We start from the raw sequence: 16,766 nt of genomic DNA, 5'->3' as shown, positions 1-16,766 counted from the left end.
CGGCCCCGGTACCAACTACCCGGAACACGGCAGTACCGGGTCTCCGGAACACCGGTACCAAAAACCCGCATCTGACAAGCCGAAGTGCCAGGTAGAGGATTTCTGCCGTTGGGTAGTTACCGTCGCAATGTAATTTTTTACACAGGGGCGAGCGTGCGGGGGCTTAAGGGCCGGAGGCTTTGCCGCGTCAGTCCACAGCGTTTAGTCCACCACGAACACGATCAGATCACGCGGACCATGCACACCCTCGACGCGGACGAGCTCGATGTCGGAGGTGGCCGATGGCCCGGAGATGAGCGTGGTGGGCAGTTCCGGGTCCAGTTTGGCAAACATCTCTGGCACGCCGTAGACCACGGAATCCATGGGAACGATGCACAGGTGGCGGTCGGGGACCAGGCTCAGGGCGCGGCGGCCACACTTACCGGCACCGGCCTCGGATTGGAGGCAGATGGTGCCGGTTTGGGCAGACGAGACGACGGAGCTGGTCACAACGGCGTCCACATCATTCAGCGTTCGCGGATCGACGGTGACGTCGTCGGGTTGGGCGTTGCCACTGAAGGAAGCGAAAAGGTCACTGTCCAAGCCTTGGGCGTAGCGGACCTCTTTAGCGTTGTGCTCGCTGAGGACAGAAGCGATTGCCTCCGGCAGCTCGGCGGAGCTGACTTCTTTGACGGTGGCCTTGTAATCCACGAGGCGGTCCACGAGCATCTCGCGCAGCTCATCGCGGGTAAGCGGGGACTCGGTGCGGTACTCGCGAACCGGTTCCACGCTGGCCGGGGAATGGGACAGCTGGTGGGCATTGCGGATGCGGGAGAGGATGTCCTCTTTAGCGGTAGCCATTAGTTTTCCTCCTCCTGGTGAGTCGGGATGCCTTCAGCGCGGGCGTTGGCGAGCAACTGCTGTGCTTCGTCCGATGCGAACCATTGGCGGAAGGACTTCTTGGGTGGCACGGCAACGTCGCGGTAATTCGTCCAGGCGGAGACTGGTGGTGGCATCTTGTCGATGACACCGTTGAACCCGCCGAGGATGCGGCCGAGGGCGACCATGCGCACAGCCTTGTCCCACAGCGCGCTGTGTCCCCACACCTGGGCAATGGTGGCAAACATGGCGCCCTCCACCAGTGGGCGGTGGTTTTCCACCTTCTGGTGGCGCATCTCTAACAGGACGTTTGTAATAGGAATCTTGACGGGGCAGACTTCATCGCACCGGCCACACAGTGAGGAGGCGTAGGGGAGGGACGCGGTGACGTCATCAGCGGAGTCCATGCCGGCGAGCTGCGGGGTGAGGATCGCACCGATCGGGCCCGGATAGACAGAACCGTAGGCGTGGCCGCCGGCGCGCTCGTAGACCGGGCAGACGTTCAGGCAGGCGGAGCAGCGGATGCACTTGAGTGCCTCGCGGCCAATCTCATTGGACAGGGCAGCGGTACGGCCGTTGTCCACCAGCACGATGTGGAAGTCCTGCGGGCCATCATTCTCCGTCACACCGGACCAGATGGAGGTGTAGGGGTTCATGCGTTCACCAGTCGAGGACCGCGGGAGAAGCTGCATAAACACCCCGAGATCCTCGTACTTAGGCAGGATCTTCTCAATACCCATGACGGTGATGAGGGTCTCCGGCAGCGTTAGGCACATGCGGCCGTTGCCTTCGGACTCCACGATGGAGACGGAACCAGTCTCTGCGATACCGAAGTTGCAGCCGGAGATAGCCACCTTGGCCTTCATGAACTGCTCACGCAGGAAGGAGCGGGAGGCCTCCGCCAGCGCGGCGGGTTCGGAGGTGAGGTCCGCGGGTGCGCCGGGCATGTTCGCGGTGAAGATATCGCGGATCTCCGCCCGGTTGCGGTGGATGGCGGGGACGACGATGTGAGACGGGAAATCGTCACCCAGCTGCACGATGAGCTCAGCCAGGTCGGTTTCGCGGGCGTGGATGCCGTTGGCCTCCAGGACGTCATTAAGCGCGATCTCCTGGGTGGCCATGGACTTGATCTTCACAACATCGGTTTCACCCGTCTTTTTGATTAGGTCCGTGACAATCTGGGATGCCTCTTTGGCATCGCGTGCCCAGTGGACATGGCCACCACGCTTGGTCACGTTCTCCTCGAACTGCTCCAGCAGCTCCGGCAGGCGAGCGAGGGTATCGCGCTTGATGGTGGAACCTGCCTCGCGCAGTGCCTGCCAATCATCCAGTTCATTGACAACGCCCTGGCGCTTGAGACGAATCTGCGTGGTGGCGTAGTTGAGGTTGCGGCGCTGAGTGGAGTTGTTCAGCTCCGTCTTGGCGTTCTTAGGAAACTTGTCGTACTCACGGAAATGCCCCAGGTCACGCGGTGCGTGCGGTGGCATCGTGGGAGTGCCCAATCCGACCTTCACAGCATCTTCTCCTTCGTGTACGCAGCGGATTCCGGTGTCCACGGGTGCTCGCGGGTAGAAGCGAGGATCTCCGCGATGTGGATGGCGCGGATACCGGTGTGCTGGCGGGACATGGCGCCACCGATGTTCATCAGGCAAGAGGAATCACCCGCGGTGACGTACTCCGCCTGTGTGTCTTTGATATGGCGCACTTTATCGGAGACCATTGCGGCCGAGACATCGGAATTCTTCAATGCGAAAGTGCCACCAAAACCACAGCACTCCTCGACGTTCTCCAGCTCGACGAGCTCCAAACCATCCACGGCCTTGAGCAGATCCGTGGGGCGGTCGCCGACCTTGATAAAGCGGCGGGAGTGGCACGTGGAGTGATACGTCACACGGTGGGGGAAGAATGCCCCCACGTCGGTTGTGCCCATGACATCGACGATGAACTCTGAAAGATCAAGTGTCTTCTTCGTGGTCTTCTTCGTCCCATCAACGAGCGCCGGAGTGCCGTAGCGTTCTGCGATACGCGTGTGCTGCTCACGCACCGCGCCCGTACAGGAGCCAGACGGGGTGACCACGTAATCAATAGAGTCATCCGCGAAAGCATCCACGTAGTTCTTAATTATTGGCACTGTCTCTCGCTGGTAACCGGTGTTGATATGCATCTGCCCACAGCAAGTCTGTTCGGGCGGAAACACCACCTCACACCCAAGACGCGACAACACCAATGCTGCCGCCTTGTGTGCATCAGGAAACAGTGCATCACCAATACACGTACTAAATAGCGCTACACGCACTGCTGGCTCCTTTCTGGGTCAATCTCGGCCAGCCGGATCAAGGCGGCAATCAGGTATCCGCCCCATAACCGCGACGCTACTCCTCATCGCGCGCGGATGCGCGCAAAGCCGACGGCCCCGCTTGGTATCGCGCCGGGAAGCTCCTCTAAACTTGGCCCCCATGACCCCAGCTGACCTTGCCACTACCGTTCGGACCGTCACCCTGGAAGCGCTCGCAGGGCGTGACCTGCCGGACGGCGCCACCCCAGAATCGATCGTTCCCGCCACCGTCACCGTGGAGCGCCCACGTAACCCGGAGCACGGGGATTACGCCACCAACGTCGCTTTGCAGGTGGCCAAGAAGGCAGGTATGAATCCGCGTGAGCTCGCGCAATTGCTTGTTAGCGGGCTCGTGACCAATCCCGCCATCGACTCCGCCGAGATCGCTGGCCCGGGCTTTATCAACCTTCGCCTGGGCGCTGCGGCCACCGGCGGCATCGTGGCCAACATCCTGGAGCAGGGGGAGCGCTTTGGTGCCTCGGACCTCTACAGCGGCGAGAAGATCAACTTGGAATTCGTCTCCGCGAACCCGACGGGGCCGATTCACCTGGGTGGCACCCGTTGGGCAGCCGTGGGTGATTCGCTGGGCCGCGTGCTGGAATTCTCCGGTGCAGAGGTGACCCGCGAGTACTACTTCAACGATCACGGTGGCCAGATCGACCGTTTTGCGCGTTCGCTGGTGGCGGCAGCCAAGGGTGAGCCGACGCCGGAGGACGGCTACGGCGGGGAATATATTCAGGAGATTGCACAGGAGATCGTCGCTAAGCATCCTGATGCCCTGGAAGGCGACGCTGAGACCGTGCAGGAAACTTTCCGCGCTGAGGGCGTGGAGAGGATGTTTGAGCAGATCAAGTCCTCGCTGCATGAGTTTGGCACGGACTTTGATGTGTTCTTCCACGAGAACTCCCTGTTTGAGTCTGGTGCCGTTGAACGCGCGATCCAAACCTTGAAGGACAACGGCAACCTCTACGAATCTGACGGTGCCTGGTGGCTGCGCTCCACGGACTTTGGGGATGACAAGGACCGTGTGGTGATCAAGTCTGATGGTGACGCCGCATATATCGCAGGTGACATTGCCTACGTGGCCGATAAGTTTGATCGCGGACACACGCTGGCGATTTACATGCTGGGTGCGGACCACCACGGATACATTGCGCGTCTGCGCGCAGCGGCGCAGGCGCTCGGCTACGACCCGCAGGCCGTGGAAGTACTCATCGGGCAGATGGTCAACCTCGTGCGCGACGGCAAGCCGATGAAGATGTCCAAGCGCGCTGGCACGGTGATTACTCTCGACGACCTAGTGGACCTCATCGGCCGCGACGCGGCGCGCTACTCGCTGGTGCGCTCCTCGGTGGACTCGACGCTGGACATTGATCTGGATCTGTGGGAGAAGCAGTCCAACGACAACCCGGTGTACTACGTGCAGTACGGCTACACCCGCTTGGCGTCCATTGGGCGCAAGGCTGCGGAGGCCAACGTGTCCGCGGAAGGCGCGGACCTGTCTCTGTTGACGCATGAGAAGGAAGGCGACCTCATCCGCACGCTGGGCGAGTTCCCGGCTGTGGTCAAGGCCGCCGCCGAGCTGCGTGAGCCGCACCGCATCGCGCGCTACGCTGAGGAGCTGGCCAGCGTCTTCCACAAGTTCTACGACGCCTGCCAGATCTTGCCCAAGGCGGGGGAGAACCCGGAACCGATCCACTCTGCACGCCTGGCCCTGGCAGCTGCGTCCCGCCAGGTTCTGGCCAACGCCCTGGGGTTGCTTGGCATCACTGCGCCCGAAAGGATGTAAGCCATGCTCGATCCCGTTTTGAACACCGCGAACCTGTCCCGCGATGACCTACTGCGCATGCGCCACCAAGAGGCTGGCTGCTTCAATGACCTGCCTGCCCACGTCTGGCCACGCAATGCCAAGCGTGCGGAGGACGGTTCGGTGTCCATCGCGGGTGTCAAGCTTTCAGACATCGTCGCGGAATACGGCACTCCTGTCATGGTCGTGGATGAGGAGGACTTCCGTTCCCGCTGCCGCGACATGGCGCAGGCGTACCTCGAGCCGAAGAACGTCCACTATGCCTCTAAAGCGTTTTTGACCACGCGCATTGCCCGCTGGGTGGAAGAGGAAGGTCTCTCCCTCGACGTGGCTAGTGAGAATGAGCTGCTCATCGCGCTGGCTGCGGATTTTCCCGCGGAGCGCATCACCGTACACGGCAACAATAAGTCCGAATCCTTCCTGCGTACCTGCGTCACCCGTGGTGTGGGGCACGTGGTGGTGGATTCCCACCAGGAACTGGACACCCTGGACCGTATCGCCGGTGAGGAGGGCGTTGCCCAGGACGTGTTCATCCGCGTGAAGCCCGGCGTGGAAGCGCACACGCACGAGTTCATTGCCACCAGCCACGAGGACCAGAAATTCGGCTTGTCGCTGGTGTCCGGCTCGGTTTTCCGTGCCGTGCAGACAGCCCACAATGCTGCGAACCTTAAGCTCACTGGCCTGCACTGCCACGTGGGCTCCCAGGTCTTCGACGCAGAGGGCTTCAAGCTGGCCGCATCTCGCGTGCTGGGGCTGTACGCCAAGATCTACCGTGAGCTGGGTTTGCAGCTGGATTACCTCGACCTCGGCGGTGGCTACGGCATTGCCTACACCGTGGATGAGCAGCCGCTTGACGTGCAGGCTGTAGCAAAGGATTTGCTGCGCGCCGTTGAGGATGCGGCAGGGGAGTTGGGCATCACTCCGCCGACCGTCATCGTGGAACCCGGCCGCGCGATTGCGGGCCCGGCAGCCGTCACGGTGTACTCCGTGGGCACCGTCAAGGACGTCCATGTGACCGATGATGCAACGCGTCGATACATCGCTGTGGACGGTGGGATGAGCGATAATATTCGCACCGCTTTGTACGGTGCGGAGTATGACGCGCGAGTGGTCAATCGTCTCACTGAGGGCGTGCCACACGCGACGCGCCTTGTTGGTTCCCACTGCGAATCCGGCGACATCCTGATCAATAACGCCCTCTGGCCAGACGATATTGCGCCGGGGGATCTGATCGCTCTCGCCGCGACCGGAGCGTACTGCTACTCCATGGCTTCCAACTACAACTGCTTCGGTCGCCCTGCCGTAGTCAGTGTGAAGGAAGGCACCGTGACACCCATGGTGCGCCGAGAGACAGTAGAAGACATACTCGCTAGGGAGTCTTTGTAAACTCTTAGGGCATTGCTGTCCACCAGTCCATCGTTTCAACGACACAGGAGAACCATGACTGCGCTAAGCGCCGAAGGCAGGAACGGAAACTACCCAGGCAAAGGCATTGGGCAACCAGTTGGAGTTGCTCTGCTTGGTATGGGCACCGTGGGTACAGAGGTCTTGCGTCTGATTAATGATTTCTCTGCCAACCTGGAAAACCGCATCGGTGGTCCGATTGCTGTCCGTGGCGTGGCCGTGTCTGACTTGAACAAGAAGCGCCCGGTGCTGGATAACTTCCCGGATATCACGGTCACGGACAATGCCCGCGAACTCATTGACCGCGACGATGTTGACGTTGTGGTTGAGGTCATCGGTGGCATCGATTACCCGCGTGAGCTGGTGCTCACCGCACTGAAGGCCGGCAAGTCTGTGGTCACCGCGAACAAGGCCCTCATCGCTGCGCATGCGGATGAGCTGTCGGATGCTGCGAATGAGGCCGGCGTGGACCTCTACTACGAGGCAGCCGTTGCGGCAGCCATTCCCGTCGTGGGTATGCTGCGTCGCTCCCTGGCTGGTGACCAGGTGCAGCGAATCTCCGGCATTGTGAACGGCACGACCAACTTCATCCTTGACGCCATGGCTTCCACCGGCATGGGCTACGACGAGGCGCTGGCTGAGGCGACCCGCCTGGGTTACGCGGAAGCTGACCCGACCGCGGATGTGGAGGGCCACGATGCTGCATCCAAGGCTGCGATCCTCGCTTCTATGGGCTTCCACACCCGCGTGACCTACGACGATGTTCACGCTGAGGGCATCACCAACATCACCGCCGAAGACATCGAAGCAGCAAAGGCCGCTGGCTTCACCATCAAGCTGCTCGCTATTTGCGAGAGGCTTGTCGACGACGCGGGGGTCACCTCCGTCTCCGCTCGCGTGCACCCGACGTTGGTGCCGAATGAGCACCCGCTGGCGAGCGTCGACAAGTCTTACAACGCTGTCTTCGTGGAAGCGGAAGCCGCTGGCCGTCTCATGTTTTACGGCAATGGCGCGGGTGGTGCTCCCACCGCGTCCGCTGTGCTTGGTGACCTGGTCGGTGCAGCCCGCAACAAGATCCACGGTGGTCGTGCTCCGGCTGAGAACCCGTACGCGAACTACCCGGTGGCTGATTTCGGTGATGTGCCGACGCGCTACCACATTGACATGTCCGTGGCTGACCGCCCGGGCGTGCTGGCTGAGATTTCCCGCCGCTTCGCCGCGCAGGATATTTCCATCTCCGCTGTGCGCCAGGAAGAATCCGGTGAGCATTCCCGCCTCATCGTGGTGACCCACTCCTCGCTAGAGCGCAAGCTCGCCGGCATCGTTGACGAGCTGCGTGAGATTGAAGAGGTCAAGGCGATCAACTCTGTGATCCGCCTCGACTCCTAAGCCCTCAACAGCTGCGTGAACCGGAAGGACTAATAGTGAGCATCGACCTTGAAGTAGGCCTGCGCGCCCGCGTCACCGTGCCTGGCAGTACCGCCAACTTGGGCCCCGGCTTTGACACCCTTGGCCTCGCCGTGGGCATCTACGACACGGTGGAAGTGGAAGTCACGGCGTCTGGCCTTGATGTGGAGATTTTCGGCGAGGGCGCCAATGACCTGCCGCGTGATGCCTCCCACCTCGTGGTCAAGGCGATCAACTCGGCCCTGCACGCCGCTGATGCTCATGCACCGGGGCTGAAAGTCACCTGCACCAATAACATTCCGCAGTCCCGCGGCCTCGGTTCTTCCGCTTCCGCTGCTGTTGCCGGTGTCATCGCTGGCAACACTCTCGCCGGGAGCCCATTGAGCACTGATGACGTGATTCAGCTCAGTTCTGCCTTCGAGGGCCACCCGGATAACGCTGCGGCCAGCGTCGTCGGTGGGGCAGTGGTGTCCTGGACGGACATCCCTGTCGATGGTGTGTCTCAGCCGGTTTACCGCGCTGTGCCCTTGACCGTGCACCCGGACATCAAGGCCACCGCGCTGGTGCCTAACTTCCACGCGTCGACGAACGCCGTGCGCAAGGTGCTGCCGTCGCACGTGACGCATACGGACGCCCGCTTTAACGTCTCCCGTACCGCGGTGATGACGGTTGCGATCCAGACCCACCCAGAATTCCTCTGGGAAGGCACCCGCGATCGCCTGCACCAGCCGTACCGTGCGGACGTTCTACCGGTCACGGCTGAGTGGGTCAACCGCCTGCGCAACCGTGGCTATGCCGCATTCTTGTCCGGTGCTGGACCCACCGCGATGGTGCTGTCCACGGAGCCGATTGACCCGAAGATCCTCGAATCGGCCCGTGAGGACGGCCTCCGTGTGCTCGAGCTCGACATCGCTGGGCCGGCGACGGCGGAGCTGCTTCGTTCTTAGATTTTCCTGGCAAAATCTCGCCTCGCACTGCGAGGCGCTGTGCGTTACTTTAGTTTGGAAAGTGACCTTGGACACATTGCAATGAAGGAACGGGTAGATGAAAACACTTTCTATGCCGGCACGAATGAGAGCTGCTTTTGCTCTTGTTGTGGCAGCGGTCTTGACCGTGGCGTGGGCACCGGTGGTGTTCGGCCAGGATGAGGCAGCGGACAGCAAGGCAATGCTGATTCTGGATGCATCTTCGTCCATGCTGGAGGAAGACGCGGACGGTTCGCGTATTGATGCGGCGAAGCAGGCCGCCAACGACCTGGTGGATTCCCTACCAGCGACCGCCAATATGGGGTTGATGGTCTACGGTGCCAACGAGTCGGATGCACCGGATAACCGCGATGCCGGTTGTAAGGATATTGAGACGCTTGTGCCCGTGGGCAAGGTGGATAAAGGGAAGTTCACCTCAGCGATCAATGGGCTGACTCCGAAGGGCTACACCCCGATGGGCAATTCACTGCGTGCTGCGGCGAAGGAACTGGGGGATGAGGGGCAGCGGTCCATCATCTTGGTCTCCGATGGCATTGATAGCTGCGCCCCGCCACCGGTGTGTGAGGTGGCAAAGGAGCTCGCCGCCGATGGCGTTGACCTGGCCATCCACACCGTTGGCTTTAAGGTGGATGATGCTGCGCGTGAGGAGCTGCAGTGTATTGCAGAAGCCGGCAACGGTGAGTTCCATGAGGCTGATGATGCTGGCTCCCTAGCTGAAACCCTGAAGTTCCTGTCCCAGCGTGATGTGGGCAAGTACAAGCTCAAGGGCACGAGGTTTGAGTTCGCCGACAACCCTGAGGACGCCAAGTGGTTGGGTGAGGGCCAGTACCAGACCAAGGTGAAGCCAGACACGAACACTAAGAAGGACCGCTATTTCCGTGTGTCTGTTCCGGAAAAGCACAACGCTCTGATCAGTATCACACCGGTGTGGCAATCCAATGGCAATGTTCGCCACGCTGACCTGTTCCTGGACACGAGCGACATTACAAATGAAGTGGATTCGTCTTGTGGTGACGTGTCAAAGACATTAGGAAATAGCTCGATCTTTGGAAACGCGATGTTCGGCATTGACCCCTACGAGATTGCGCTTCGCCGTGATGGCCAGGACGACAACTGTGATATGAGTACATGGCTCATCGGCATGCAGGTGTACCAAACCGGGGAAGAGATCACTGAGGACGTCAACCTCGAAGTGAATGTCTTTTACGAGCCGATTCCAGAAGCAGGTCAAGCAGAGAAGTGGAAGAACCAGAAGATCTCCTCGCAGAGCAAATTCAGTGGTGATATTTCGATCACGAATTCGCAGGAGATCACCGGTGGTTCGGGTTTCAATGACGCGGTGGAAATTACGGAAGGTTCCTATTCCGACAAGATTGTTCCGGGTGAATTCCGTTTCTACAAGATCCCCGTCTCTTGGGGTCAGCGTCCTGTGATCAAGTTGAAAACTCCAGAATCAGAAACCTCAGACCACGATGGCATTGGGTTTGGTTTCCACGATCCTTTGCGTAGTGAGGCAGGGAGTGGAAGCGTGAGTATGACTGGGCAAAAGGCTGATGAGTCTGATCCGGTAATGCCGTCCGATGTTGCATGGTTCGCGCCTAAGAGTCCACCGCAAGGTTATTACTTCGCGTGGGTTGGTATGGGCTCGAAAGGCGGGAGCCAGATCACCGGTGTGGAGCAGCCCTACGAGTTCGCAGTAGCCCTTGACGGCGAACCAGGTGATGGTGGTCCGGATTGGCAGCCCACTTATGAGGATGGGCCGGAACCATCGGATACGCCAATTCAATTTGACAGTGCGAATGTGCCGAAAGAAACCTCGAAGGAAGATTCCGCGGAGGATGCGCAAGTGGCCGAGGATTCATCCTCGGCAGGTTGGGTGGTGCCAGCCATGATCGGTGCGGGCATCCTCTTGGTTGTGCTGCTCGGCGTGCTGCTGTTCCTGCTGAATAGGAACAAGAAGAACCAGATGCCACGCCGCTAACGGCAGCGGTGATGTTTATCTAATCCTCGTCCGCGTCCGGGTCGAGGACCGGAATGGTGTCCTCGCCGGCGTCGTCTGCGTCCGCTGCTTCGGCTGCGGGCGCGGTTTCATTGTCTGGGCGGGTACCGGGACCGGGGAGGGCGATGATGTCGAATTCATCTTTGGCCAGATGCTCGCGCAGGTCGATCTTGTCAAACTTGCCCACAGAGGTTTTGTCGATGGAGGAGACAAACGTCCAGTACTCCGGCGCCATCCAGGTGGGCAGCTCCTGCTGAAGGTCTGAGCGGAGCTTCTTAGCCAGCTCGATGGATGGTGGCACATCGGCGTGCAACACGGTGACAGCGAGGGGGCGTTCGCCCCACTTCTTGTCGGGGTAGCCGATGACGGCGCACTCAACCACCTCGTCAGCCTCCATGATGAGGTTTTCCAGCTGGGCGGAGTAGATCCACTCGCCGCCAGAACGGATGACGTCGCGGGAGCGGTCATACAACGTCATAAACCCGTCGGAGGTCACCGTGCCCACATCACCAGTGCGGAGCCAGCCGTCGGCGGTGAAGAACTCATCGTCTTCTGTGACTTCCTTGCCGCGGAACACCGAGGCGTACTCCTGAGTTTCAGCATTTGTGGGGTGGTAGTAGGAGCCGGCAACCATGTTGCCGCGAACCTGGATCTCACCATCACTCCGGTCAGAGCCGGAGACGATCTGCCCGTCATTGACCACGCGGTAATCCAACCAGGGAGCAAAACGGCCCTGGGACACGCGGTAAGCCCAGCGGCGCTCGCCGCCGGCACCTGAAGGTGGGCGGGCAACGGTGCCCACGGTGGACGTTTCTGTCATGCCCCAGACGTGCACTACGTCCACACCGTAGCGTTCCTCCCACACTTTGATGAGGGCTGGTGGGGCAGGGGAGCCGCCCACGTAAATCTCCGTGAGCGACATGCGCTCGGGTGGATTGTGCAGGTAGTAGACCATGAGCTGAATCCACAAGGTAGGCACACCGTGGGCCACGCGCGGGTGAGTGCCGGCGATGAGCTTGGCCAAGGTCGGTGCAGACACATCCGAATCCGGTAGCACCAGCGGGGTGCCCGCCAGAAATGCGGTGAAGGGCACACCCCAGCTGAGCACGTGGTAGATCGGGATGCAACACAGGAAAGACTCACCGTGAGTAATAGCCAGGGAATCCGTTGCGCGCAGGCTCATCGCGGTCAGCCAGATAGAGCGGTGGGAATACGCCACGCCCTTCGGGGCGCCCGTCGTAGCTGTCGAATAGCAGATTGCCGCCGCAGTGTTTTCTGGCAGTTCGGGCCAATCGTAGAGGGTGGAACGGCCGTCGAGAAGGGCTTCGTAGCTCCGTACAGACACTGAATCCGGCAGCTCCTCCGCAAGCGGTGCGACTGGTTTTGTCCCGGTGAAACAGACCACCCGTACCTTCGGGCACTTCGGCAGAATACGCGCGAGCTTCGGTGTGAGGCGCGGATCCGCAACCAGAACCTCCATCTCGGAGTGGTTGATGATGTAGGTGATCTGGTCCTCCAGTAGCTGCATATTCAGCGGGACGAAAACCGACCCTTTCGCGGCGACGGAGAACATCACCTCCAAATGCTCCGCGCAGTTGTACATGAACGTGCCCACGCGCTGGTCCCCGTCAATCCCCAAAATGTCATTGAGCGCGTGAGCAAACGCGGCGGCGCGGGACCCGATAGCCCCGAACGTGGTTTCCTCCGCGGTGCCCGTGCGCCACGTGGTCACCTTCGTCGTGGAGTGCACTGAGGAGCCGTATCTTAAAATTCGTCCGACGGAAAAGGGCACTTCCTGCATGGTGGCGAGCATGCCCACAACTCTAGCGCGACCCTTTTTGCGCGGGGCATTCCACCGCACCGTTGAAATGTGGTCTACAATGACCGACATAGATCGCGACCGTGGTGGATCTTCACATGGTCAGGGGCGTATTCTCATTTGTCTGCGCCGCGCCGCATCCACCAAATCTTTAAAACCGTACCGTGTTCATCCACGGCGATGTGTTTGTGCGAGTCCGATCTAACGTGCATCACCTTCTTTGATACTGGTCCGTCGCGCTATGCGTTGTGCACCATCAGCCGAGAAGGCAGGGGACGTTTACGCCGCGCGAAAATGCACGCGCTGGACGACATGATGAAAGGACATCCGTGACTGATACGGGTAATGCCGCGAGCCAAGACCTCGCATCACTGAAGCTGCCGGAGCTGCGCAAGATCGCAGCCGAAAAAGGCCTTCGGGGGACCTCAGCCCTACGCAAGGGCGAATTGATTCAGGCCATCACCACCGGTTCTGTGCCGCAGCGCGCACGTCAGCGTGCCAGCGAGCAGGCCGCCGCTGAGAACACGCCGGCACAAGAGGGCCGTGCGAAGAAGTCTCAAGAGCAGGGAAAACAGCCTGATCAGAAGGAACAGAAGGAGCAGGGCCAGGAGAAGGACGACCAGCGTTATGAGTCGCGCTCCGCTGCGCGTCGTGCCCGCCGCAACCGTGCCAAGCACGCTGAGCAGGAGCAGGGAGACAACTCCGAGAGCTCCTCGCGTAACGACGATCGCTCGGACCGCGACGACCGCTCAGACCGTGGCAACCGCGATAACCGCGACAACAATGACGATCATGGCTCTGACCGCGACGGTCGTGACAACCGGGATAACCGGGATAACCGCGGTGGTCGGAACAATCGCGACAACCGCGATGGTGACGGCAATGGTCGCCGTGGTCGTCGTGGACGCCGTAACCGCCGCAACCGGGACAACCACAACGGTGGTGGCAATAACAACCACAACAATGGCCAGGACTTCGATCCGGAGGATCTGCAGGAAGTCGCTGGCATCGTGGACATCGTGGACAACAATGCAGCGTTCGTTCGCACCACCGGTTACCGGGCGAACCAGGCTGACGTGTTCATCAACAACAACCTGGTGCGCCGCTGCGGCCTGCGCGCCGGTGATGCGGTGATTGGGCAGGTTCGTGCCAACGGCCAGAGCCATTCCCACGGCAGTGGGCGTAACCGCCAGCGCTACAACCAGCTGGTGCGTGTGGATTCCATCAACGGCATGAGCGTGGAGGACGCGAAGCAGCGCCCCGAGTTCCACAAGCTCACGCCGCTGTACCCGAACCAGCGTCTGCGCCTGGAAACGGAGCCGAACATTCTGACCACGCGTGTGATCGACCTGGTCATGCCGATTGGTAAGGGCCAGCGTGCACTCATCGTCTCCCCGCCGAAGGCTGGTAAGACGACGATTTTGCAGAACATTGCTAATGCAATCGCGCAGAACAACCCGGAGTGCTACCTCATGGTTGTGCTCGTGGATGAGCGCCCGGAGGAAGTCACGGACATGCAGCGCTCCGTCAAGGGGGAGGTCATTGCCTCCACCTTCGACCGCCCGCCGAGCGAGCACACCGCTGTTGCGGAACTCGCGATCGAGCGCGCCAAGCGCTTGGTTGAGATGGGGCAAGACGTTGTGGTCCTGCTGGATTCCATCACCCGCCTGGGCCGTGCGTACAACAACTCCTCGCCGGCATCGGGTCGCATCCTGTCTGGTGGTGTGGACTCGAACGCGCTGTACCCGCCGAAGCGTTTCCTGGGTGCCGCCCGCAATATCGAGGACGGTGGCTCGCTGACCATCATCGCCACGGCGATGGTGGAGACCGGTTCTGCTGGTGACACGGTGATCTTCGAGGAGTTCAAGGGCACCGGTAACGCGGAGCTCAAGCTCGACCGCAAGATCGCGGAGCGTCGCGTGTTCCCGGCTGTGGACGTCAACCCATCCGGTACCCGAAAGGACGAGCTGCTGCTCGCCCCGGAGGAAGCCCGCGTCATGCACAAGCTGCGTCGCATCCTCTCCGCACTGGACCCGCAGGCCGCGATTGATCTGCTGATCAAGCAGCTGAAGAAGACCAAGACGAACGGTGAGTTCCTCGTTGGTGTCGCGCAGTCGGCGCCGATGGCCGCTGATGTGGACACGGAGGAGTACCAGTAAATGGCCGGATCACACGTATCGCTCGTTGATGACTATGTGTCTGAATACCAGGGCATCCAAGCCCAGATGTCAGACCCAGAGGTTGTCGGCGACCAGGACTTGTTCCGCAAGCTGTCCAAGCGCTATGCGCAGCTGCAGCCGATCATCAACGTGAACAATGACCTCAACCAGGCCCGAGAGGACCATGAGGCCGCCAAAGAAATGGCCGCCGAGGACAAGGAATTCGCTGAAGAGGCAACCCGCCTTGAAAGTGAGATTGTCCGCCTGGAGGAGGAGCTGGCCGATCTGCTGGCTCCACGCGATGAGCACGATCCGGATGACGTGATCATGGAGATCAAGGCTGGTGCCGGTGGGGAAGAGGCTGCGCTGTTCGCGGCTGACCTTGCCCGCATGTACCAGAAATACGCTGAGAAGCATGGCCTGAGCTGGGATGTCCTGGACGTCTCCGAGTCTGACCTCGGCGGCGTGAAGGACATGACGGTGTCTGTGACCATGAAGAACCCGTCGCGTGATGGCGCATGGTCCATGCTGAAGTTCGAGGGTGGCGTGCACCGTGTGCAGCGCATCCCCGTGACTGAATCGCAGGGCCGCATTCAGACGTCCGCTGCTGGCGTCTACGTCTTCCCGGAGACCGAAGAGGTCGGCGACGTTCAGATCGATGAGAAAGATCTGCGCGTTGACGTCTACCGTTCCTCCGGTAAGGGCGGCCAGGGCGTGAACACGACGGACTCCGCTGTGCGTATCACCCACCTGCCCACGGGCATTGTGGTGACCTGTCAGAAGGAACGCTCGCAGATTCAGAACCGTGCGCGCGCGATGCAGGTTCTGCAGGCTCGCCTCGAGCAGATCGAACGCGAGAAGGCTGAGGCAGAAGCCGCTGAGGGTCGTGCTTCGCAGGTGCGCAACATGGACCGCTCGGAGCGCATTCGCACCTACAACTGGCCGGAGAACCGAATTTCGGATCACCGTATCGGCTTTAAAGCCAACAACCTTGACTCGGTGCTCGATGGCAACATGGATGACCTGATCACCGCTCTGCAGACGCATGAGCGCCAGGAGCGACTCGAGGCGGAGCACTAGTCCAGTGCGCTGGAACTCACCCGAGCTCGCATCGCTTATCGACGATGCCCGGCGCCGCTTCATCCACTCCGGTATCGCCTCCCCCGACGTGGACGCGACTTTGATCGCGGCGGCGTTGCTAGGGGAGTCATCCCATTTGGCCTTGCGCTTTTATTCCCCGGACCAGATCCCAGATACCTTCACGGCTGAGTTTCGCGAAGCCGTGAAGCGACGAGAGAAGCGCGAGCCCCTGCAGCACATCATTGGCTCTGCGCCCTTTGGTGTCTTGGATCTCACCGTCGGGCCGGGAGTGTTCATTCCACGCCCGGAAACGGAAGTGCTCGCCGAATGGGCAGTGACGGAGTTTGAAAAGCTCAGTGAGACCCATGAGTACCACTCGGGTGAGTCCATCATCGTGGACCTGGGCACTGGTTCGGGTGCCTTGGCGATCTACATTGATCAGCGTGTGCAAGCTGATGAAGTGATCGGCGTGGATCTTTCGCCCGTCGCTGTTGCTGCTGCGCAAGAGAACGCACGCGAGCATGGCTCAGCTGTACGTGTCATCGAGGGCGATATGACAGACCCAGAGCTGCTCAGTGAGTATTCCGGGCGCGTTGCCATGGTGGTGTCCAACCCGCCGTATGTGCCTTTTGTCCCGCAGGAAGCAGGACTGTTTCCTGCGGAGATCTACCATGATCCGGAAACAGCAGTGTTCTCTGGCACAGACGGCATGGATGCCATTCGTGGACTCATTCCCGTGGCAGCACGATTGCTCATGCCGGGTGGGCTGCTGGGGATTGAGCATGATGATTCGACGGCGGCGGTGACGCGAGAACTCGTCGAAAAGCAGGGCTGCTTTGAACACGTTCGCAACCTACAAGACCTCACTGGACGGGACAGGTTTGTCACCGCGAGTAAGGTACAACCCTAAAG

At 60.6% G+C, this 16,766-nt stretch carries 12 protein-coding genes; 8 read left to right on the top strand and 4 right to left on the bottom strand.

Features of this window, described 5'->3' with window-relative positions:
• Positions 1–201: 201 nt before the first annotated feature.
• From QP994_RS06305 to QP994_RS06295, 3 genes are read right to left on the bottom strand one after another with little or no spacing between them, the layout of a single operon-like run.
• Positions 202–840: a LutC/YkgG family protein gene (locus tag QP994_RS06305; RefSeq protein ID WP_284865750.1), complete on the bottom strand. Its 639-nt coding sequence runs from the start codon at positions 838–840 to the stop codon at positions 202–204.
• The gene (locus QP994_RS06300) at positions 840–2,345 is read right to left on the bottom strand and encodes a LutB/LldF family L-lactate oxidation iron-sulfur protein (protein ID WP_502870020.1); all 1,506 of its coding nucleotides are present in this window, start codon (positions 2,343–2,345) and stop codon (positions 840–842) included. The genes QP994_RS06305 and QP994_RS06300 overlap by 1 nt, the downstream gene beginning before the upstream one ends.
• Positions 2,346–2,368: 23 nt before the next feature.
• A complete protein-coding gene (locus QP994_RS06295) occupies positions 2,369–3,154 on the bottom strand; it encodes a (Fe-S)-binding protein (protein WP_284855021.1) in 786 nt (261 codons plus the stop codon).
• 160 nt (positions 3,155–3,314) lie between these two features.
• Here QP994_RS06295 and argS point away from each other — a divergent pair, with 160 nt between their 5' ends.
• The 5 genes from argS to QP994_RS06270 all read left to right on the top strand — a co-directional run bounded on the left by argS (position 3,315) and on the right by QP994_RS06270 (position 10,778).
• Positions 3,315–4,982 carry an arginine--tRNA ligase gene (argS, locus tag QP994_RS06290; RefSeq protein ID WP_284865748.1) on the top strand — a complete coding sequence of 556 codons (1,668 nt, stop codon included), beginning with the start codon at positions 3,315–3,317 and terminating at the stop codon, positions 4,980–4,982.
• 57 nt (positions 4,983–5,039) lie between these two features.
• Positions 5,040–6,386, top strand: a complete 1,347-nt coding sequence (gene lysA, locus QP994_RS06285; protein WP_284865756.1) for a diaminopimelate decarboxylase — start codon at positions 5,040–5,042, stop codon at positions 6,384–6,386.
• A gap of 54 nt (positions 6,387–6,440) precedes the next feature.
• On the top strand, positions 6,441–7,793 hold the full coding sequence (locus QP994_RS06280) for a homoserine dehydrogenase (protein ID WP_284865747.1): 1,353 nt from the start codon (positions 6,441–6,443) through the stop codon (positions 7,791–7,793).
• 35 nt (positions 7,794–7,828) lie between these two features.
• Complete coding sequence (gene thrB / locus QP994_RS06275) at positions 7,829–8,758, top strand: homoserine kinase (RefSeq protein ID WP_284865746.1); 930 nt, start codon at positions 7,829–7,831, stop codon at positions 8,756–8,758.
• A 97-nt stretch (positions 8,759–8,855) separates the two neighbouring features.
• Positions 8,856–10,778, top strand: coding sequence for a vWA domain-containing protein (locus QP994_RS06270; protein ID WP_284865745.1), 1,923 nt, complete (start codon positions 8,856–8,858; stop codon positions 10,776–10,778).
• Between the two features lie 19 nt (positions 10,779–10,797).
• Here QP994_RS06270 and QP994_RS06265 read toward each other — a convergent pair whose 3' ends face one another.
• Positions 10,798–12,609: a long-chain fatty-acid--CoA ligase gene (locus QP994_RS06265; protein WP_284865744.1), complete on the bottom strand. Its 1,812-nt coding sequence runs from the start codon at positions 12,607–12,609 to the stop codon at positions 10,798–10,800.
• Between the two features lie 335 nt (positions 12,610–12,944).
• Between QP994_RS06265 and rho the strand changes: the two genes are divergently transcribed.
• From rho to prmC, 3 genes are read left to right on the top strand one after another with little or no spacing between them, the layout of a single operon-like run.
• A complete protein-coding gene (gene rho / locus QP994_RS06260; protein WP_284865743.1) occupies positions 12,945–14,774 on the top strand; it encodes a transcription termination factor Rho in 1,830 nt (609 codons plus the stop codon).
• Positions 14,775–15,854 (top strand): peptide chain release factor 1, encoded by a 1,080-nt coding sequence (prfA, locus tag QP994_RS06255; RefSeq protein ID WP_284865742.1) that lies wholly within the window; start codon positions 14,775–14,777, stop codon positions 15,852–15,854.
• Positions 15,820–16,764 (top strand): peptide chain release factor N(5)-glutamine methyltransferase, encoded by a 945-nt coding sequence (gene prmC / locus QP994_RS06250; protein ID WP_502870017.1) that lies wholly within the window; start codon positions 15,820–15,822, stop codon positions 16,762–16,764. The genes prfA and prmC overlap by 35 nt, the downstream gene beginning before the upstream one ends.
• Positions 16,765–16,766 lie beyond the last annotated feature (2 nt).

The sequence above is a fragment of the Corynebacterium sp. MSK044 genome (assembly GCF_030232825.1).
Taxonomy (GTDB): domain Bacteria; phylum Actinomycetota; class Actinomycetes; order Mycobacteriales; family Mycobacteriaceae; genus Corynebacterium.
The sequence above is the reverse complement of the archived record's forward strand: the minus strand, read 5'-3'. Positions and strand labels throughout refer to the sequence as shown.